The sequence below is a fragment of the Enterobacter chuandaensis genome (genome assembly GCF_039718975.1).
GTDB classification, from domain to species: domain Bacteria; phylum Pseudomonadota; class Gammaproteobacteria; order Enterobacterales; family Enterobacteriaceae; genus Enterobacter; species Enterobacter chuandaensis.
The window spans coordinates 3,248,257-3,268,481 of the sequence record NZ_CP097173.1 but is presented as its reverse complement, the minus strand read 5'-3'; the positions used below and the strand labels follow the sequence as shown (position 1 = coordinate 3,268,481).

Below are 20,225 nucleotides of genomic sequence, written 5' to 3'. Positions count from 1 at the left end.
TTAAAAAGGAATGTAAATCGCCATGTTACTACCCTGGCTAATATTAATTCCCTTCATCGGCGGCTTCCTGTGCTGGCAGACCGAACGCTTTGGCGTGAAGATGCCGCGCTGGATCGCGCTGATCACCATGGGATTGACGCTCGCGCTTGGCCTGCAACTGTGGTTGCAGGGCGGTTACTCACTGACCCAGTCTGCGGGCATTCCGCAGTGGCAGTCTGAGTTCATCCTGCCGTGGATCCCGCGTTTCGGCATTACGATCCACCTGGCGATTGATGGTCTGTCGCTGCTGATGGTGGTGCTGACCGGTCTGCTCGGCGTTCTGGCGGTACTCTGCTCCTGGCGAGAAATCGAAAAATACCAGGGCTTCTTCCACCTGAACCTGATGTGGATCCTGGGCGGCGTGATCGGCGTGTTCCTTGCCATCGACATGTTCCTGTTCTTCTTCTTCTGGGAGATGATGCTGGTGCCGATGTACTTCCTGATCGCGCTGTGGGGCCACAAGGCGTCCGACGGTAAAACGCGTATCACGGCGGCAACCAAGTTCTTCATCTATACCCAGGCGAGTGGTCTGGTGATGTTGATTGCCATACTGGCGCTGGTGTTCGTTCACCACAACGCAACCGGCACCTGGACCTTCAACTACGAAGATCTGCTGAAGACGCCAATGTCGCACGGCGTCGAATACCTGCTGATGCTGGGCTTCTTCATCGCGTTCGCGGTGAAAATGCCGGTCGTTCCGCTGCACGGCTGGCTGCCAGACGCGCACTCTCAGGCACCAACGGCGGGTTCCGTTGACCTGGCGGGCATCTTGCTGAAAACGGCGGCCTACGGTCTGCTGCGTTTCGCGCTGCCGCTGTTCCCGAACGCCTCCGCAGAGTTCGCGCCGATTGCCATGTGGCTGGGTGTGATCGGTATCTTCTACGGCGCCTGGATGGCCTTCACGCAGTACGACATCAAGCGTCTGATTGCTTACACCTCCGTTTCCCACATGGGCTTCGTGCTGATTGCTATCTACACCGGCAGCCAGCTGGCGTACCAGGGCGCGGTGATCCAGATGATTGCGCACGGTCTGTCCGCAGCCGGTCTCTTCATTCTGTGTGGTCAGCTGTACGAACGTCTGCATACCCGCGACATGCGTATGATGGGCGGCCTGTGGAGCAAAATTAAATGGCTGCCAGCGCTGTCCATGTTCTTCGCGGTGGCTACCCTGGGGATGCCGGGCACCGGTAACTTCGTCGGCGAATTTATGATTCTGTTCGGCAGCTTCAAAGTGGTACCGGTGATTACTGTGATCTCCACCTTTGGTCTGGTGTTCGCTTCCGTCTACTCGCTGGCGATGCTGCACCGCGCTTACTTCGGTAAAGCGAAGAGCGAAATTGCTGCACAAGAACTGCCGGGGATGTCGCTGCGTGAGCTGTTCATCATCCTGCTGCTGGTCGTACTGCTGGTGCTGCTGGGCTTCTTCCCGCAGCCGATTCTGGATACCTCGCACAGCGCGATGGGTAACATCCAGCAGTGGTTTGTTAATTCTGCTTCTACTACAAGGCCGTAATTCGCCATGACAATAACTCCACAACAACTGATCGCGCTGCTACCGCTGCTGATCGTCGGATTGACGGTGGTGGTTGTGATGCTCTCCATTGCGTGGCGACGCAATCACTTCCTGAATGCCACGCTGTCGGTCATCGGCCTGAACGCCGCGTTAGTCTCTCTCTGGTTTGTTGGCCAGGGCGGGGCGATGGACGTCACCCCGCTGATGCGCGTTGACGGTTACGCCATGCTTTACACCGGTCTGGTGCTGCTGGCGAGCCTGGCAACCTGTACCTTTGCGTACCCGTGGCTCGAAGGCTACAACGACAACAAAGAAGAGTTTTACCTGCTGGTACTGATTGCCGCGCTGGGCGGCATTCTGCTGGCGAATGCGAACCACCTGGCTGCGCTGTTCCTCGGTATTGAGTTGATCTCTCTGCCGCTGTTCGGCCTGATTGGTTACGCCTTCCGTCAGAAGCGCTCTCTGGAAGCGAGCATCAAGTACACCATTCTGTCTGCTGCTGCGTCCTCGTTCCTGCTGTTTGGTATTGCGCTGCTGTACGCACAGTCCGGTAACCTCTCCTTTATGGCGCTCGGCAAGAGCCTCGGCGACGGCATGCTGCATGAGCCGCTGCTGCTGGCGGGTCTGGGCATGATGATTGTTGGCCTTGGCTTCAAACTCTCTCTGGTGCCGTTCCACCTGTGGACGCCAGACGTATACCAGGGCGCTCCGGCTCCGGTGTCGACCTTCCTGGCGACGGCGAGCAAAATCGCTATCTTCGGTGTGGTCATGCGTCTGTTCCTGTACGCGCCGGTGGGTGACAGCGAAGCGGTTCGCGTGGTGCTGGGCATCATCGCGTTCGTCTCTATCATCTTCGGTAACCTGATGGCGCTGAGCCAGACCAACATCAAGCGTCTGCTGGGCTACTCGTCTATCTCTCATCTGGGCTACCTGCTGGTGGCGCTGATTGCGCTGCAGAGCGGTGAGATGTCGATGGAAGCCGTAGGCGTGTATCTGGCCGGTTACCTGTTCAGCAGCCTCGGCGCGTTTGGCGTGGTGAGCCTGATGTCCAGCCCGTACCGTGGTCCGGATGCCGATTCACTGTTCTCCTACCGTGGTCTGTTCTGGCATCGTCCGATCCTGTCCGCGGTAATGACCGTGATGATGCTCTCTCTTGCGGGTATCCCGATGACGCTGGGCTTTATCGGTAAGTTCTACGTGCTGGCCGTCGGTGTGCAGGCGCACCTGTGGTGGCTGACTGCGGGCGTGGTAATTGGCTCCGCGATTGGTCTCTACTACTACCTGCGTGTGGCCGTGAGCCTGTACCTGAGCGCGCCTCAGCAGCTCAACCGCGATGCGCCATCCAACTGGCAGTACAGCGCCGGTGGTATCGTAGTGCTGATCTCTGCGCTGCTGGTGCTGATCTTCGGTATCTATCCGCAGCCGCTGATTGATATCGTGCAGCGAGCGATGCCGCTGATGTAAAAACAAAAAACCCGCCTCGGCGGGTTTTTTTATGGTTTGCGCCCTCTCCCTGTGGGAGAGGGATGAGGTGAGGGCACCAGCCCGCACAGGAACTAAGCCAGCTGCTTCCTGCTTATAAGCGGCCCATCAATCTTCTTCATCGAGCGATCCAGCACCTCTTCAATCACCGACGACAGCTCGTTCAGCTCAAACTTCGCCACATACCCGTCCGCCTTCACTTTGCGAATATGATCTTCGTTGGCGTTGCCGGAAAGGGAGGAGTGGATCACCACCGGAATATCCTTCAGAACCGGGTCGGTTTTGATTTTGCGCGTCAGCGTAAAACCGTCCATCTCCGGCATTTCGAGGTCGGTCAGCACCAGAGCAATCTTATCGGTGATCGGCACACCCTCGGCCTGCGCCTGTGCGGCCAGCACGCCAATTTTCTCCCACGCGTCTTTGCCGGTGATGTGCAGCTGCGCCGGGATCTCCATCGCCTGAAGACCTTTTTCCAGCATCGAACGCGCCACTTTAGAATCTTCCGCCACAATCGCCACAGAACCCGGCTTGATGTTGAACTTGGTGGTTTTCAGATTGGTGGCGTGCAGATCGTGGTTGGCCGGGGTGATGTCATACAGGATCTGCTCAACGTCCAGTACCATCGCCAGATCGTTGGTATCCGTTTTCTCATCCAGGCAGGCAATACTGGTGATGTAGCGACCGCTGACGGCGGTTTCCGCCGCGTGCACCTGCTTCCAGTCCAGACGCATGATGTTCTCAACCGATTCCACGGCAAAGGCCTGTACGCTGCGGGCATATTCGGTGATCAGCAGGATGTTCAGCCCGGTGGTGGGCTTACAGCCTGCCACGGCGGCCAGGTCAATCACAGGAATGACCTGATCGCGAATATTTACCATCCCCATCAGCGGAGACTTCATCCCGGCGGGTTTCGTGAATTCCGGCATCGGCACAATTTCACGCAGCTTAAAAACATTAATGCCAAACAGCTCGGATTTATTTTCGTTCAGAGAGGTGCCAAGACGGAACAGCAACAGTTCAAAACGGTTCGACAGGGTGAGATTCGCCCTGTCATCAATATCTTTCTGGAAATTATCCATTCTACCCTCGAGAGAAATGCTGACCTTTTAATCGTTATCGGCATTCTGAGAGAAAAATGAAGGGCTAAACGCTGACCTTAGCGAAATCTTCGGCCAGCTCACACGCCGGGAACACCGCCAGACACTCTTCCAGCAGGCTTTCACATCCCCGTGCGTCGTAGCGAGAGCTGACGTGAGTGACGATCAGCCTCCCGACGCCCGCGTCACGGGCAAGCTGCGCCGCCTGACGCGTGGAGCTATGGCCCCGGCCGTTGGCTTTCTCTTCCATCGCCGTTTCCAGCGTGGCTTCGTGCACCATCACGTCCACGCCCTGGGCAAGCTGCAGGGCGGCAGGGCACGGCGCTGTATCGCCAAAGATCGCCAGCTTCTTGCCCGGCTCAGGGGCGGCGAGATAATCCTGGCCGTTGATGGTGCGACCGTCCTCCAGCGTAACGCTCTCGCCCTGTTTGAGTCGCTGGAACAGCGGCCCTGGCTTTACGCCGTCGGCAACAAGCGCGGCGGCGTTCAGCGCGCCGGGTTTATCATGCTCTTCCACGCGATAGCCGTAGCACTCCACCGGATGGTTAAGCGGGTAAGCACGCACCTGATAATCCCCGTCATCGAATACCAGACCTTCGGCGATCTCAACCACCTCCAGCGGATAATCGGTCCACGATCCGCTCAGGCGCAGCGTGGTTTCAACAAATTCACGAATTCCCGCAGGCCCGTAAATCGTCAGCGGGTTAGCGTTACCGGCCATCGAGCGGCTGCACAGCAGGCCGGGAAGGCCAAACAGATGGTCGCCGTGCAGGTGAGTGATAAAAATTTTGTCCAGCTTGCCGGGATGATACGCGGTGTGCAGCAGCTGATGCTGCGTCCCTTCCCCGCAGTCAAACAGCCACAGCCCGCCGCGGGTGGGGTGCTTAAGATCCAGCAGAATTGCCGTCACGTTTCGTGTGCGGGTTGGCACGCCGGCGGACGTACCCAGAAAAATCAGTTCCATAACGCAATTAGCCCTTTGCCGTCCGGGAAGGGGTTTAGTATAACGTGATGAACCCCAGGAAGGAGACTGACATGATCCAATGGCAAGATTTACACCACAGCGAGCTTACCGTTCATTCCCTTTACGCGCTGCTTAAACTGCGCTGTGAAGTGTTTGTGGTTGAACAGACCTGCCCGTATCAGGATATCGATGGCGATGACCTCATTGGCGAGAACCGCCATATTCTCGGCTGGAAGGATGACGAGCTGGTGGCGTATGCGAGGATTCTGAAAAGCGAAGACGATTTTGAGCCCGTTGTGATAGGCCGCGTCATCATCAGCGGTAAGGCGCGCGGCGAAAAGCTGGGCTACCAGCTGATGGAAAAAACGCTGGAAGCGTGCCAAAAACAGTGGCCGGACAAGGCGTTATACCTGGGCGCACAGGCGCATTTGCAATCCTTCTACGGCCATTTTGGTTTTACGCCGGTGACTGACATCTACGACGAAGACGGTATTCCGCATATCGGCATGGCGCGGGAAGCGAAACAGGCGTAATGGCGCGTCGTTGTCTATAGTTAGCGAACTGGTGTACTAACATGGAGAAAAATATGTCATTTCAATCCTGGGATACCCGTATCGACGACGACCTGACCTTACTGAGCGAAACGCTGGAAGAGGTGTTACGTTCCTCGGGTGACCCTGCCGATCAGAAATATATCGAGCTGAAAGCCCGTGCCGAACAGGCGCTGCACGACGTTAAAAACCGCGTCAGCCATGCGTCTGATACGTACTACTACCGCGCCAAAAAAGCGGTTTATCGTGCTGATGATTACGTCCATGAAAAACCCTGGCAGGGCATTGGGGTGGGTGCTGCCGTAGGCCTGGTGCTGGGGCTGCTGTTAGCCCGTCGTTAATGCGCTTAACCGCTCCCTATACGTGGGTACTGCTATTTATCGCCAGTACCCCGTATAATATGAGGTTTTAACAGGGAGAGGTTCGCGTGAATTCGATTTTCCTCGCGCTGGAGCAACTGCGTACCCAGCTTTCGCAAGCGTTGCCAGCGACATCCGGCCTGCGTCATTTCGACGTCTCTTTCCCGTTAAACGATGCCTTCGATCCCCTCGCCTGGCTGGGCGAGCAGCAATGCTATCCACAGTTTTACTGGCAGCAACGTAACGGCGATGAAGAGCTGGCCGCGCTGGGTGCGGTCACCCAATTCTCCTCTCTGGCGTTAGCCTCACAGTTTTTAAGCGCGCAACACGCGCCTGATGATACCCGTATCTGCGGCCTGAACGCCTTTAACCCTGAGCAGGGCAACCTCTTTTTACCGCGCCTGCTGTGGCGACGTACCGCTGGCCACGCCACGTTGCGCCTGCAGCTGTGGAGCGACAGCTCGCTTGAGGACGATGCCGACACCGCGCGGGCGTTCTTACAGTATCTGCTTCCCGCCAGACCGATCCGCCCGCTCTCCGTGCAGGTTAAGCGTGAAACCCATTACCCGGAAAAACCGCAATGGCTGAGCCTTATCCGTAAGGCGACAGAGACCATCGCGCATGGTGATTTCGAAAAGGTGGTTCTTGCGAGGGCGACCGATTTGCAGTGCAGGCAGCGCGTTAACCCCGTCGCGCTGATGGCCGCCAGCCGCGCCCTGAATTTAAACTGCTATCATTTCTGCATGATTTTCGACGCCAGCAATGCCTTTCTCGGCTCCACGCCCGAGCGTCTCTGGCGGCGGCGCGGCACGCTGCTGCGCACCGAAGCGCTGGCGGGCACCGTCGCCAGCCATATTGACGATAAACAGGCGCAGCGACTGGGCGACTGGTTGCTGAATGATGATAAAAACCAGCGCGAAAATATGTTGGTTGTGGAAGATATCTGCCAGCGTCTTCAGCACCACACGCAGGCGCTGGAGGTGTTGCCCGCTCAGGTCGTCCGCCTGCGTAAAGTGCAACATTTACGCCGCTGTATCTGGACCGAACTCAAACAGGCCGACGATGAACTGTGCCTGCACGTGCTGCAGCCGACGGCAGCCGTAGCCGGGCTACCGCGACAGCCTGCGCGCGAGTTTATTCAGCACGTTGAACCCTTTAACCGCGAATGGTACGCCGGATCGGCCGGGTATTTATCCCCCGAACAAAGCGAATTCTGCGTGGCGTTGCGCTCGGCGCGCGTACAGGATGACGCCCTGCGGCTTTACGCCGGGGCGGGCATTGTCAGCGGGTCAGACCCGGAACAGGAGTGGCAGGAGATAGAAAATAAGGCCGCTGGATTGCGTTCTCTGCTCCTAAGGGATTAATACTGATTCGCGCAATCCCGATTCATATCAAAATTCCAATTTTTTCTATTATTTATACTGTGTCGCATTCTTGATACCGGACAATCTCATGTCAGTAAGTTCTTTTAACCGACGCTGGGCGGCGGTGATCCTTGAAGCCCTGACGCGCCATGGCGTCAGGCATGTGTGTATTGCACCGGGTTCTCGTTCAACGCCGCTGACGCTGGCGGCGGCTGAAAACCAGGCATTTGTTCACCACACCCACTTTGATGAGCGCGGCCTGGGGCATCTCGCGCTCGGGTTGGCGAAGGTCAGCAAAGAACCCGTGGCGGTGATTGTCACTTCCGGTACCGCCGTGGCGAATCTCTATCCGGCCCTGATTGAAGCCGGGTTAACCGGTGAAAAGCTGATCCTGCTCACGGCCGACCGTCCGCCTGAGCTAATCGACTGCGGCGCCAATCAGGCCATTCGCCAGCCGGGACTCTTTTCTTCGCACCCTTCGCAGACGGTTTCGCTACCGCGTCCCACCCAGGATATCCCGGCAAGCTGGCTGGTCTCCACCGTCGATCACGCCATGGCGACATTGCGTAGCGGGGCGCTGCATATCAACTGTCCGTTTGCCGAACCGCTGTACGGCGAACTGGACGATACCGGCCTTAACTGGCAGCAGTCGCTTGGCGACTGGTGGCAGAGCGAAAAACCTTGGCTGCGCGAGCTGACGCATCTTGAGAGCGCGAAACAGCGCGACTGGTTTTTCTGGCGACAAAAGCGCGGTGTGGTCATCGCCGGGCGCATGAGCGCCGCCGAAGGCAGGCTGGTCGCCGAGTGGGCGCAAACCCTCGGCTGGCCGCTGATTGGCGACGTGCTTTCCCAGACCGGCCAGCCGCTGCCGTGTGCAGACCTCTGGCTGGGTAATGCGAAAGCGGTTACTGAGCTTTCGCAGGCGCAGATTGTGGTCCAGATCGGCGCAAGCCTCACCGGAAAACGTCTGCTGCAGTGGCAGGCAACCTGCACCCCGGAAGAGTACTGGCTGGTGGATGCGCTGGAAGGGCGGCTTGACCCGGCGCATCATCGCGGTCGTCGTCTGGTCAGCAGTATCGACGCCTGGCTGACGCTTCATCCGGCGGAAAAGCGCAAGCCCTGGGCGGTGGCGATCCCGGAACTGTCGCGTCAGGCGTGGGAAATCACCAAAGCGCGCTGTGAGGCATTCAGCGAGGCCGGGCTGGCGCACCGCATTCACCAGTATCTGCCGGAACAGGGTCAGCTGTTTGTCGGTAACAGCCTGGTTGTGCGGCTGATTGATGCCTTTTCGAAGCTGCCAGCGGGCTATCCGGTGTACAGCAATCGCGGTGCCAGCGGCATCGACGGGCTGCTCTCAACGGCGGCAGGAGTGCAGCGCGCCAGCGCGAAATCAACGCTGGCGATCGTGGGCGATCTCTCCGCGCTCTACGATCTCAACGCGCTGGCGCTCCTGCGTCAGGCGTCCGCACCGTTTGTGCTGATCGTCGTGAACAACAACGGCGGGCAGATTTTCTCCCTGTTGCCAACGCCCCAGAGCGAGCGCGAACGCTTTTATCTGATGCCGCAGAACGTGCAGTTCGAACACGCCGCGGCGATGTTCAGCCTGAAATACCATCGCCCGGAAAGCTGGGAACAGCTGGATGCGGCGTTAAGCACCGCCTGGAAGCAGCCGGGCGCGACGCTGATTGAGCTGGTGGTGAATGATGCCGACGGCGCGCAGACCCTGCAAAGCCTGCTGGCGCAGGTGAGCCAGCTGTGATCCTCTCAGGCGTGCAGCAGGCTGGAAAACCGGGTTATCCCTGGCTGGTCTTTTTGCACGGTTTTTCCGGCGACTGCCGCGAGTGGCAGGCCGTCGGGAAGGATCTGAGCGAGTATTCCCGGCTCTATCTTGACCTGCCGGGCCACGGTGAGTCCGGGGATATTGCCGTGACAGGGTTCGACGAGATGAGCAAATTGCTCACCCGAACTCTGCTTAGTTACAACATACTGAAATTCTGGCTGGTGGGGTACTCCCTCGGCGGCCGCATTGCGATGTTTCATGCCAGCCAGCAGCCGAAGGGGCTGCTGGGGGTGATTGTTGAAGGTGGACATCCGGGCCTGCAGGATGACGATGAGCGTCACGTGCGGTGGGCATCCGACCACCGCTGGGCGACGCGTTTTCGTACCGAACCGCTGAATAACGTCTTTACCGACTGGTATCAACAGCCCGTGTTTGCCTCCCTCACCGATGCCCAGCGTAATGCGCTTGTCGCCCTGCGCAGCCAGAACAATGGCACAACGCTGGCGATGATGCTTGAGGCAACGTCGCTGGCCGTGCAGCCCGATTTGCGCGCTGCGCTCTGCGCACGCAATTTCTCCTTTGATTATCTCTACGGTGAACGTGATGAGAAATTTGCGGCCCTTGCCGCAGAGCTCAACGCCGTTCGCCATGTCATTCCCAACGCCGGACACAACGCCCACCGGGAAAATCCCGCTGCGGTCGCGGCGAGTCTGGCTCAGATACTGCGTCTTCGAATAAAGGACACTCTATGATCTATCCTGATGAACACATGCTTTACGCCCCGGTTGAATGGCAGGACTGCTCCGAAGGTTACACCGACATTCGTTACCACAAATCCGCTGACGGCATTGCCAAAATCACCATCAACCGTCCGCAGGTACGTAACGCCTTCCGTCCGCTGACCGTCAAAGAGATGATTCAGGCCCTGGCGGATGCGCGCTATGACGACAACATTGGCGTGATTGTCCTGACTGGGGAAGGGGACAAAGCGTTCTGCTCCGGCGGCGATCAGAAAGTGCGCGGCGACTACGGCGGATACCAGGACGATGCGGGTACGCACCACCTGAACGTCCTCGATTTCCAGCGCCAGATCCGCACCTGCCCGAAACCGGTTGTCGCGATGGTGGCGGGCTACTCCATCGGCGGCGGCCACGTGCTGCACATGATGTGCGATCTGACCATTGCCGCTGAAAATGCCATCTTCGGCCAGACTGGCCCGAAAGTGGGATCTTTCGACGGCGGCTGGGGTGCCTCTTACATGGCGCGCATCGTCGGGCAGAAAAAAGCCCGTGAAATCTGGTTCCTGTGCCGTCAGTACAACGCGCAGGAAGCGCTGGATATGGGCCTGGTGAACACCGTGGTGCCGATTGCCGATCTCGAAAAAGAGACCGTTCGCTGGTGCCGTGAAATGCTGCAAAACAGCCCGATGGCGCTGCGCTGCCTGAAAGCGGCCCTCAACGCCGACTGCGACGGTCAGGCGGGCCTGCAGGAGCTGGCGGGTAACGCCACCATGCTGTTCTACATGACCGAAGAGGGTCAGGAAGGACGCAACGCGTTTAACGAAAAACGCCAGCCGGACTTCAGCAAATACAAACGGAATCCGTAATGCGTCGCGCGCAGGTTTACCGCTGGCAGATACCGATGGACGCGGGCGTGGTGCTGCGTGAACGGCGGTTAAAAACCCGTGACGGCTTCTTCGTGCATCTGCAGCAGGACGGGCGGGAAGGCTGGGGCGAAGTTTCGCCTCTGCCGGGCTTTAGCCTGGAATCGCTGGATGATGCTCAGGCGGCGCTGCTGGCGTGGACAGAACAGTGGCATGAGGGCGCAAACCCGGCATTACCGGACGTGTCTTCCGCCGCTTTCGGTATCAGCTGCGCGCTGGCGGAGCTGGACGGTAGCCTGCCGGAAGAGGCTGACTACCGCGCGGCACCGCTCTGCACGGGCGATCCTGACGAGCTGTTCGCACAGCTCTCCGCCATGCCTGGCGAGAAAGTGGCGAAAATTAAAGTCGGTCTCTACGAAGCGGTGCGTGACGGAATGGTCGCTAACCTGCTGCTGGAAGCGATCCCCGACCTGCACCTGCGTCTGGATGCCAACCGCGCATGGACGCCGCTTAAGGCGCAGCAGTTCGCGAAGTACGTTAATCCGGCGTACCGCAGCCGCATTGCCTTCCTCGAAGAGCCGTGCAAAACCCGCGATGACTCGCGCGCCTTTGCCCGCGAAACGGGGATTGCTATCGCCTGGGATGAAAGCCTGCGCGAGGACGATTTTGAATTTGTTGCCGAGCCCGGCGTCAGCGCGGTGGTGATTAAGCCGACGCTGACCGGCAGCCTGGTGAAAGTGCGTGAGCAGGTCGCGGCGGCGCACGCGCTGGGGCTGACGGCGGTGATCAGCTCGTCGATTGAGTCCAGCCTGGGGCTGACCCAGCTGGCGCGCATTGCCGCCTGGCTAACGCCGGACACGGTTCCCGGCCTCGACACGCTGAACCTGATGCAGGCGCAGCTTCTTCGCCCGTGGCCGGGCAGCGCGCTGCTGTGTCTCGACGCAGAGACGCTGGAGCCGCTGCGATGAGTTTTACCGACTGGCCCTGGCGGCACTGGTGCGCGCAGTATGCTGAAAAACCGGCCCTCAGGCTGAACGACGAGGTGCTTAGCTGGCAGCAGCTGTGCGCGCGCGTCGACCGCCTCGCGGCAGGGTTTCACCAGCAGGGCGTGGCGGAGGGCGACGGCGTACTGCTGCTGGCCTATAACCATCCGCAAACGCTGCTGGCATGGCTGGCGCTGCTTCAGTGCGGCGCACGTATTCTTCCCGTTAATCCGCAGCTGCCGCGTCCGCTGCTGGACGTATTACTCCCGCAGATGACGCTGCGCTTTGCGCTGGTGCTGGACGGCCGCTACGACGGCCTTACTGCATTGAGCCTGCGCGAGCCAGAGGATGCGTACTACGCTGCGTGGCAGCCGGCGCGGCTGGCCTCCATGACGCTCACCTCCGGCTCCACCGGGCTGCCGAAAGCGGCGGTGCATACCTGCGCCGCCCATCTTGCCAGCGCCCGCGGCGTGCTGTCGCTGATGCCCTACGGGGATAACGACGACTGGCTGCTTTCGCTGCCGCTGTTTCATGTTTCCGGCCAGGGAATTTTATGGCGCTGGCTGCAGGCCGGTGCGCGCTTAACCGTGCGCGAAAAGCAGCCGCTGGAGCAGGCGCTGCGCGGCTGCACTCACGCCTCGCTGGTGCCGACCCAGCTCTGGCGTCTTCTGAATAACGAAAGCCACATCGCACTGAAAGCGGTGCTGCTTGGCGGGGCGGCCATTCCCGTGACGCTGACGCAAAAGGCCCGTGAGCAGGGGATTCGGACGTACTGCGGCTACGGCCTGACCGAGTTTGCCTCGACCGTCTGTGCAAAAGAGGCTGACGGCGATCCAGATGTAGGCCGTGTGCTGCCGGGCAGAGAGGTGCAGGTCGTTAACGGTGAAGTCTGGATCAAAGCGCAGAGCATGGCTTCCGGCTACTGGCGGGACGGCGCGCTAATTCCGCTGACCAACGCGCAGGGCTGGTTTGCCACCCGCGATCGCGGGGAATGGCATGGGGACCGTCTGACGATTTTAGGCCGCATGGACAATCTCTTTTTCAGCGGAGGAGAGGGGGTCCAGCCGGAATCGCTGGAGCGCGTTATTGCCGCGCACCCGCAGATTAACCAGGTGTTTATCGTCCCGCTGGACGACGCCGAGTTTGGACAACGTCCGGTGGCGGTGGTGGAGTGTGAGCCGGGAACGGATATCACCCGTTTCCCGGAATGGGTTCAAGGCAAACTGGCGCGCTTTGAGCAGCCTGTTCACTGGCTTGTGCTGCCGGCTGAGCTAAAAAATGGCGGGATTAAGATCTCCCGCCAGGCGTTAAAGCAGTGGGTCAATGCCCAGCTGTCCATATAATTAGCCGATATCCGGCTCCGGTTTGCGCTGACGGCGACGCAGCAGGCGTAATACCGGCGGCACCACAATCACCATGACCGCCAGCGCTAACAGAACCTTCGCGACGCTGCTGTCCCACAGTATCGACATATTGCCGTTGCTGATGGAGAGGGCGCGGCGCAGGTTCTGTTCCAGCATCTCACCCAGCACAAAGCCCAGAATCAGCGGTGACATCGGGAAGTGCATTTTTCGTAAGATGTAACCGAACACGCCCAGAACCACCATCAGCACCAGGTCAAACGTGGTGCTGTGCACCGCGTACACTCCCACCGCAGAGACGGCGGCAATGGCGGGCACCAGGAACCACAGCGGAATGGTCAGCATCCGGGTGAACAGCCCAATCAGCGGGATATTCATCACCAACAGCATGACGTTGGCGATCAGCAGCGCGGCAATCAGCCCCCAGACAATATCGGGCTGCTCGGTGAACATCGCCGGGCCGGGCGTGATGTTATAGAGCGTCAGCGCGCCCATCATCACCGCCGTGGTGCCGGATCCCGGCACGCCCAGCGTCAGCATCGGGATAAACGAGCCGCAGGCCGAGGCGTTATTGGCCGCCTCGGGCGCCGCGACGCCGCGAATATCGCCTTTACCAAAGCTGTCGCTGTTGCCGCTGAGCTTTTTCTCGGTCATATAAGTGATGGCGCTGGCGATGGTCGCCCCGGCACCCGGCAGAATGCCGACGAAGAAGCCAATTACCGACGAGCGCAGCGTGGTGCCGATGCACTGCGCGCCCTCTTTGGCGTTAAAGAGCATCCGGCCGGTTTTGCGCACCAGCGTCTGCCCGCTGCTGGTATGCTCCAGCATCAGTAAGATTTCCGAGACAGAGAACAGGCCGATCACGACGACAATGAACTGCACGCCGTCGGACAGGTGAACGCTGTCGAAGGTAAAGCGATAGACCCCGGTGTTGGCATCCACGCCGACGGTGGCTAACCCTAAGCCAATCAGCGCGGACAAAAACGACTTCAGCGGATTCTGCGCCATCATGCTGCCGAGGCAGGCAATGGCGAACACCATCAGGGCAAAATATTCTGCCGGACCAAACGCCAGAGACCACTGGGCCAGCGCAGGGGCAAACAGAATGATGCCGCCAATGGCAATCAGCGAGCCAAAGAATGAACTGACCGCAGAGATGGAGAGCGCCACGCCGCCGCGTCCCTGCCGCGCCATCGGGTAGCCGTCCAGGGCGGTCATGATCGCCGCCGCATCCCCCGGTACGTTAAGCAGGATCGACGAGATGCGCCCGCCGTATTCACAGCCGATATAGACCGTGGCCAGCAGGATCAGCGCTGATTCCGCGGGCAGATGCAGGGCAAACGCCAGCGGGAGTAATATCGCCACGCCGTTGATCGGCCCAAGGCCCGGCAGCAGGCCGACAATCGTGCCCACGAAACAGCCGATCAGGGCGATCACCAGGTTTTCCGGGGTCATCGCCACGGCGAACCCCTGCGAGAGGTAAATCCAGGTATCCATAGCGTGCTCCGTTAATTAAGCCAGGCGCCGAGCGGTAACGTCACGTCCAGCAGGCGGTCAAAGGCGTACCACAGTAAAATCCCCATCACCACGCCTGAGATCCCCGCCGCGGGGAGGGTGGCGTTAAACAGCATGCCGATGACCATCGTCAGAATGGCGGTCGCCACCGGGAAGCCGAGCCATTCAAAGCCCCAGGCATACATCAGCAGGACAATCACCATCACCAGCAGACGCTGCAGAATGCGACGCGGCGGCCACTCGACGGTGTCCGGGTGGCGAAGCAGCAGCGCCACCGAGCAGAGCAGCATCAGGCCGACGATGCCCATCGGGAAGGGGCGGGGTCCCACGGGTTCATAGCTGTATTCGCTGTGGATCTGCCAGGCGACAAACATCCCGCCAATGCAGAGCAGCAGCCATATCCCGGCAAAAATACGATCGCTCATAGCGCCTCCGGTTATTTCGCCAGGCCAAAGGCTTTCGCCTGTTCGCGGTAGTCATTCACCTGTTTCTTGACGTACTCATCCAGCGGCTTACCGGTCAGGTTGAACTCAAACAGCCCGCGCAGATCGCGCTGTTTTTTAAATTCCTCGGTTTGCTGGAGTTTGTTGAACGCATCGACCCACCACTGGTACTCGGCATCGGTGACTTTTGGTCCGACGAAGAACCCGCGGATGATCGGCCAGACCAGGTCATAGCCCTGCTCTTTGGCGGTTGGAACGTTCGCCAGCTGGCCCGGCAGACGGTTTTCGGAGAAGACCGCCAGCACGCGGATTTTATCCCCGCTCAGGTACGGCACCATCTCGCTGAGATCGCCGGAAACGGCCTGAACGTGGTTGCCCATCAGCGCGGTGACCGGTTCGCCGCCGCCCTCAAAGGCCACGTAGCGCATCTTGTGCGGGTCAACCTTCGCCTGCTGGGCGAGAAGGGCCGCTTTCATCCAGTCCTGGCTGCCGATAGACGCCCCTGCGCCAATCACCACGCTGTTCGGATCTTTTTCCATGGCGGTGAGCAGGTCTTTCAGGGATTTCCATGGGGAATCGGCACGCACGGCGATCATTCCGTAGTCGGTGCCGACGGTCGCCAGCCAGCGCACGTCGTCCACGCCGTAACGGCCAAACTTGCCCTGAGACAGGTTCAGCAGCGAGCCGCCGGAGAAGGCCACCACCGTTCCCGCTTCCGCCGGACGTTGGGCGACGATGGCGTTATAGGCCACCGCGCCCACGCCGCCGGGCATGTAGGTGACACGCATCGGTTTCTCAATGGCCTTCGTCTCCAGCATGCTGACCTGAATGAGTTTACAGGTGAGATCGAAACCACCGCCCGGTTTGGCCGGGGCGATACATTCGGTACGGGACGGAGCGTCCTGGGCCTGAACGACAGAGGTACTCAACAGCAATACGCTTGCAGCAAGGGTAGAAAGTAATTGTTTTTTCATCGTTTATCCTCACGCCGGGGTACGGGTATGGGTCTTTTTTCTGATTATGTGAACCACCGTGTAGCGGTTCCGTTGCGTGATTGTTAAAACAATAACCTTTCATTTCCCTTTCAACGGGACACCAACTTTACAGGATGTGACATGCGTCTCTTACTCGCAGAAGATAATCGTGACTTGGCTCACTGGCTGGAGAAAGCGCTGGTGCAGGAAGGCTTTGCCGTGGACTGCGTCTCCGACGGACGTGCCGCCGACCATCTGCTGCAGGGGGAAAACTACGCGGTCGCTATTCTGGACATCGGCATGCCCGGTTTTGACGGCCTGGAAGTGGTCCACCGCCTCAGAAAACGGGGGCAGACGCTGCCCGTCCTGTTCCTCACCGCCCGCAGCAACGTGGCGGATCGGGTGAAGGGACTGAACGCCGGGGCTGACGACTATCTGCCAAAACCGTTTGAGCTGGAGGAGCTCGACGCACGTCTGCGCGCCCTGTTGCGCCGAAGTGAGGGGCGGACGCAGGAGCGCCAGCGTCTTGGTGAGCTGGAGTATGACGACGAGGGCTTTTTCCTGCTGCGCGACGAGCCGCTTTCCCTGACACCGCGCGAGCTCTCCCTGCTGAAAGTGCTGATGCACCGCCGGACCCGTCCGGTTTCACGTCAGCAGCTTTTCGACCAGGTGTTCAGCCTGAACGACGACGTCAGCCCTGAAAGCATCGATCTCTATATTCATCGCCTGCGTAAGAAACTGACCGGCAGCGGCGTGCGGATCACCACCCTGCGGGGGCTTGGGTACGTGCTGGAGTGCGGCGATGAGGTGGGTTAAGCCGCAGTCGCTCTACCTGCAACTGCTGCTTTTCCTTGGCCTGCCGCTGCTGCTGCTGTGGGGATTGTCAGCTTTTAACAGCTACGTCAGCGCGCTGCAGGCGGCCACGCAGGCTTACGACCGCACGCTGTTATCCTCTGCCCGCACCATCTCCGAGCGGCTGGAGGTGCGCAACGGCAGGCTGGCGGTGGACGTACCGTGGGTGGTGCTCGACAGCTTCGAGCTCAACATGAATGACCGGCTCTACTATAAGGTGGTCGACCCAGACGGGCGGGTGATCTCCGGCTATGACGATCTGCCGAAGATGCCGCCTGCGACGTCGCGCACCACGCTCTATCCGGCGCTGGCGTGGTTTTACCACACTGAATATCGCGGCCAGGCCATTCGGGTCGCGCGCCTGCTGCAGCCGGTTAATGAAGCCAATATTTTCGGCATGGCGGAGATTTACGTCGCGGAGACGCTCCAGTCCCGCCGCTATCTCGCCAGCCAGCTGCTCTTTTCATCCTGGGTCTCGCAGGGGCTGCTGGTGCTGTTGACGCTGGTGCTGACCGCGTGGCTGCTGCGCCGCGTGCTGCGCCCGATGCGCCAGCTTTCGTCTCTGATGGTGCGGCGCGAGCCGGGCCTGCTCGCACCGCTGCCGGAGCTGCTGCCCTGGTCGGAGACCCGGCTGCTGATTGTCGCCTTTAACCGCTATATTGACCGGCTGCGCGGCGTGCTGTCGCGTCAGGAACGCTTTAACGCGGATGCGTCGCACCAGCTCAAAACTCCGCTGGCGGTGCTTAAAACCCAGGTCTCCGTCGCCCTCGCTCGTCAGGATCCCGCCCTGTGGCAGGAGAGCCTGCGGGCAATGAATGCCACCCTGGACGACACTATCGTGCTCACCGAACGGCTGTTGCAGCTTTCGGCAGTGAAGGGAAAAGAGCAGGGAGAGCGTCAGTTTGCGCCCGTGGATCTGGTTCAGGTGGTGCAGAACTGCTGCTTCTCACGGCTGGCGCAGGCGCGGAGCAAAGCAATCGATCTGGGGTATGACGGTATACAGCAGCCGGTCACGATCGAAGGCGATGACGTCCTGTTGGGCGAGCTGTGTGCCAACCTGCTGGAAAACGCGATTAAATATACCCCTGCGGGCGGGACCGTGACCGTTTTCCTGCGCGTGGACTGCGGCGCCGTTGAGCTGAGCGTTGAAGACAGCGGCCCAGGCATTGAAGAGGATCAGATCCATCAGGCGATGCAGCCTTTCCACCGTCTGGGCAACGTCGGGGAGGCCGCCGGTTCCGGGATTGGGCTGGCGCTGGCGGGGGACATCGCCCGGCTGCACCGCAGACATTTGCAGCTGACCCGCAGCGAAACGCTGGGTGGCCTGTGCGTCAAAATGCGCTTTCTGCTGCTTACGTAAAAAAGCCGCGAGTTTCAAATCGTTACAATCTTCCTGTCTGTCGCACGCAGAGTGCTTGATCCCCCGGAGACTCAGGTTAAAATCTCGCGGTTTTGGGGACTTCTCTATAATTATGCGGGATCGCGACAATGAAAAAAGTGGCATTACTGGGCCTCGGCCTGATGGTTGTATCTGCGGCGGCTAACGCCATTAGCATTAATGGCTCGGCGGGTGAAGACTATACCCACCTCGGTTTTGGCATGGGTACGGAGACCTCCGGCCTGGCGATGACCGGCGGCTGGACGCACAATGATGACGACGGCGACGCGGCAAGCCTCGGCCTCGGTCTCAACCTTCCTCTGGGGCCGTTCCTGGCAACGGTCGGCGGTAAAGGCATCTATACCAACCCGAACGACGGTGATGAAGGTTACGCGGCGGCAGTAGGTGGCGGCCTGCAGTGGAAAATTGGCGACAGCTTCGGCCTGTTCGGCGAGTACTACTACTCGCCTGATTCCCTCTCCAGCGGTATCGACAGCTATGAAGAAGCCAACGCCGGCGCGCGCTGGACCATCATGCGTCCGATTACCATCGAAGCGGGTTATCGTTACCTGAACCTGGCCGGCAAAGACGGCAACCGCGATAACGCGCTGGCTGACGGCCCGTACGTGGGCGTCAGCGCAGGTTTCTAATCGTTCCGGCGCGGCGTTCCGTCGCGCCAGTTTCTCTCATCTCCACCCCGCGTTTGCGCTATAGTGTTTTGACCAAATAAGCGGGAGAACACAATGATTAACGTGGAGATGTTATCCACCGGCGACGAAGTGCTGCACGGACAGATTATCGATACCAATGCAGCCTGGCTTGCCGATCTTTTCTTTGAGCAAGGATTACCGTTAACGCGCCGCAATACGGTGGGAGACAATCTTGAGTCACTGGTCAGCATCCTGCGTGAGCGCAGTGAACAGTGCGACGTGCTGATTGTGAACGGTGGGCTCGGCCCCACCAGTGACGATCTCAGTGCGTTGGCCGCCGCGACCGCAAAAGGCGAAGGGCTGGTGCTGCACGAGGCGTGGCTTTCGCAGATGGAGCGCTTTTTCTCCGAACGTGGCCGCGTTATGGCCCCCAGCAACCGCAAACAGGCTGAGATCCCCGCCAGCGCTGAGCTGGTCGATAACCCGGTCGGTACCGCCTGCGGGTTTTCCATGCAGCTGAACCGCTGCCTGATGTTCTTCACGCCGGGCGTGCCATCTGAATTTAAAGTGATGGTCGAGCAGCAGATCCTGCCGCGCCTTCGCCAGCGTTTTACTCTGCCTGAACCTCCGCTGTGCCTGCGTCTGACCACCTTTGGCCGCTCGGAAAGCGATCTCGCTCAGAGCCTTGACCACCTTGCGCTGCCGCCGGGTGTGTCCATGGGCTATCGCTCCTCCATGCCGATCATTGAGCTCAAATTAACAGGACCGGCTACGCAAAAAGAGGCGATGCTGGCTCTGTGGCCTGAGGTGCAGCGCGTGGCGGGCGAAAGCCTGATCTTTGAAGGAACGGAAGGGTTACCCGCGCAGATTGCAAAGCATCTGCAGACTCGCCAGCTCAGCGTGACCTTAAGCGAGCAGTTTACCGGCGGCCTGCTGGCGCTGCAGCTGTCGCGCGTCAACGCGCCGCTGCTTGCCAGTGAGGTGGTGCCGTTCCAGCAGGAGACGCTGGCGCAGACCGCGCGCTGGGCTTCCGAGAGAAGGGTGAAACACTTTGCCGGCCTGGCGCTGTTTGTCGGCGGGCTGGATGAGGAACATCTTAATTTTGCGCTGGCAACGCCGGAGGGCACGCATGCGCTGCGGGTGAAAATGAGCATCACGCGACACAGCCTGGCGGTACGTCAGGAGGTGTGTGCAATGATGGCGCTGAACATGCTGCGCCGCTGGCTGAACGGTAAAGAGGTTGCCAGCGAGCACGGGTGGATTAACGTCGTGGACTCGCTGTTCATTGAATGATGCGTTTGCCGGGGGGCTCTCGCC

Annotated in this window: 19 protein-coding genes; 14 read left to right on the top strand and 5 right to left on the bottom strand. The window is 59.8% G+C overall.

The genetic code is table 11. The features are described 5' to 3' along the window. Positions 1-22 precede the first annotated feature (22 nt). Both nuoM and nuoN read left to right on the top strand, forming a co-directional pair. The gene (nuoM, locus tag MX657_RS15795) at positions 23-1,552 is read left to right on the top strand and encodes an NADH-quinone oxidoreductase subunit M (RefSeq protein ID WP_023312532.1); all 1,530 of its coding nucleotides are present in this window, start codon (positions 23-25) and stop codon (positions 1,550-1,552) included. Between the two features lie 6 nt (positions 1,553-1,558). Beyond that, on the top strand, positions 1,559-3,016 hold the full coding sequence (nuoN, locus tag MX657_RS15790) for an NADH-quinone oxidoreductase subunit NuoN (RefSeq protein WP_061097547.1): 1,458 nt from the start codon (positions 1,559-1,561) through the stop codon (positions 3,014-3,016). A 92-nt stretch (positions 3,017-3,108) separates the two neighbouring features. Here the strand turns inward: nuoN and MX657_RS15785 are convergent, their stop codons facing one another. Together MX657_RS15785 and rbn are read right to left on the bottom strand one after the other, a co-directional pair. Then, complete coding sequence (locus MX657_RS15785; RefSeq protein ID WP_116338576.1) at positions 3,109-4,113, bottom strand: chemotaxis protein; 1,005 nt, start codon at positions 4,111-4,113, stop codon at positions 3,109-3,111. A 64-nt stretch (positions 4,114-4,177) separates the two neighbouring features. After that, a complete protein-coding gene (gene rbn, locus MX657_RS15780) occupies positions 4,178-5,095 on the bottom strand; it encodes a ribonuclease BN (protein ID WP_346806139.1) in 918 nt (305 codons plus the stop codon). A 71-nt stretch (positions 5,096-5,166) separates the two neighbouring features. Between rbn and MX657_RS15775 the strand changes: the two genes are divergently transcribed. The 8 genes from MX657_RS15775 (at position 5,167) to menE (ending at position 13,078) form a co-directional block, all read left to right on the top strand. Continuing rightward, positions 5,167-5,628 carry a GNAT family N-acetyltransferase gene (locus tag MX657_RS15775; RefSeq protein ID WP_119915443.1) on the top strand — a complete coding sequence of 154 codons (462 nt, stop codon included), beginning with the start codon at positions 5,167-5,169 and terminating at the stop codon, positions 5,626-5,628. Positions 5,629-5,681: 53 nt separating this feature from the next. Next, positions 5,682-5,987, top strand: coding sequence for a stress response protein ElaB (elaB, locus tag MX657_RS15770; protein WP_028013924.1), 306 nt, complete (start codon positions 5,682-5,684; stop codon positions 5,985-5,987). A gap of 86 nt (positions 5,988-6,073) precedes the next feature. Next, a complete protein-coding gene (menF, locus tag MX657_RS15765; RefSeq protein ID WP_346806138.1) occupies positions 6,074-7,369 on the top strand; it encodes an isochorismate synthase MenF in 1,296 nt (431 codons plus the stop codon). A gap of 88 nt (positions 7,370-7,457) precedes the next feature. After that, on the top strand, positions 7,458-9,128 hold the full coding sequence (menD, locus tag MX657_RS15760; RefSeq protein ID WP_218727022.1) for a 2-succinyl-5-enolpyruvyl-6-hydroxy-3-cyclohexene-1-carboxylic-acid synthase: 1,671 nt from the start codon (positions 7,458-7,460) through the stop codon (positions 9,126-9,128). Continuing rightward, positions 9,125-9,901, top strand: a complete 777-nt coding sequence (gene menH, locus MX657_RS15755; RefSeq protein WP_080328563.1) for a 2-succinyl-6-hydroxy-2,4-cyclohexadiene-1-carboxylate synthase — start codon at positions 9,125-9,127, stop codon at positions 9,899-9,901. Before menD ends, menH begins: the two co-directional genes overlap by 4 nt. Beyond that, the gene (menB, locus tag MX657_RS15750) at positions 9,898-10,755 is read left to right on the top strand and encodes a 1,4-dihydroxy-2-naphthoyl-CoA synthase (RefSeq protein ID WP_080328564.1); all 858 of its coding nucleotides are present in this window, start codon (positions 9,898-9,900) and stop codon (positions 10,753-10,755) included. Before menH ends, menB begins: the two co-directional genes overlap by 4 nt. Further along, complete coding sequence (menC, locus tag MX657_RS15745; protein ID WP_346806137.1) at positions 10,755-11,720, top strand: o-succinylbenzoate synthase; 966 nt, start codon at positions 10,755-10,757, stop codon at positions 11,718-11,720. The genes menB and menC overlap by 1 nt, the downstream gene beginning before the upstream one ends. Continuing rightward, the gene (gene menE, locus MX657_RS15740) at positions 11,717-13,078 is read left to right on the top strand and encodes an o-succinylbenzoate--CoA ligase (protein ID WP_346806136.1); all 1,362 of its coding nucleotides are present in this window, start codon (positions 11,717-11,719) and stop codon (positions 13,076-13,078) included. Before menC ends, menE begins: the two co-directional genes overlap by 4 nt. Here the strand turns inward: menE and MX657_RS15735 are convergent, their stop codons facing one another. Genes MX657_RS15735 through MX657_RS15725 form a run of 3 tightly spaced genes read right to left on the bottom strand, consistent with a single transcriptional unit; the run spans position 13,079 to position 16,028 of the window. Then, entirely contained in the window at positions 13,079-14,593 is a 1,515-nt protein-coding gene (locus tag MX657_RS15735) for a tripartite tricarboxylate transporter permease (RefSeq protein WP_119915450.1), read from the bottom strand. Positions 14,594-14,604: 11 nt separating this feature from the next. Next, positions 14,605-15,036 (bottom strand): tripartite tricarboxylate transporter TctB family protein, encoded by a 432-nt coding sequence (locus MX657_RS15730; RefSeq protein ID WP_080328568.1) that lies wholly within the window; start codon positions 15,034-15,036, stop codon positions 14,605-14,607. 11 nt (positions 15,037-15,047) lie between these two features. After that, positions 15,048-16,028: a Bug family tripartite tricarboxylate transporter substrate binding protein gene (locus MX657_RS15725; protein ID WP_080328569.1), complete on the bottom strand. Its 981-nt coding sequence runs from the start codon at positions 16,026-16,028 to the stop codon at positions 15,048-15,050. Positions 16,029-16,169: 141 nt separating this feature from the next. Between MX657_RS15725 and tctD the strand changes: the two genes are divergently transcribed. The 4 genes from tctD (at position 16,170) to MX657_RS15705 (ending at position 20,201) form a co-directional block, all read left to right on the top strand. After that, positions 16,170-16,844 carry a transcriptional regulator TctD gene (tctD, locus tag MX657_RS15720; RefSeq protein WP_119915451.1) on the top strand — a complete coding sequence of 225 codons (675 nt, stop codon included), beginning with the start codon at positions 16,170-16,172 and terminating at the stop codon, positions 16,842-16,844. Next, the gene (locus tag MX657_RS15715; protein ID WP_346806135.1) at positions 16,831-18,240 is read left to right on the top strand and encodes a sensor histidine kinase; all 1,410 of its coding nucleotides are present in this window, start codon (positions 16,831-16,833) and stop codon (positions 18,238-18,240) included. Before tctD ends, MX657_RS15715 begins: the two co-directional genes overlap by 14 nt. A 128-nt stretch (positions 18,241-18,368) precedes the next feature. Continuing rightward, positions 18,369-18,908, top strand: a complete 540-nt coding sequence (locus MX657_RS15710; protein WP_080328571.1) for a YfaZ family outer membrane protein — start codon at positions 18,369-18,371, stop codon at positions 18,906-18,908. A gap of 93 nt (positions 18,909-19,001) precedes the next feature. Next, on the top strand, positions 19,002-20,201 hold the full coding sequence (locus MX657_RS15705) for a nicotinamide mononucleotide deamidase-related protein YfaY (protein ID WP_346806134.1): 1,200 nt from the start codon (positions 19,002-19,004) through the stop codon (positions 20,199-20,201). The last annotated feature ends 24 nt before the right edge of the window (positions 20,202-20,225 follow it).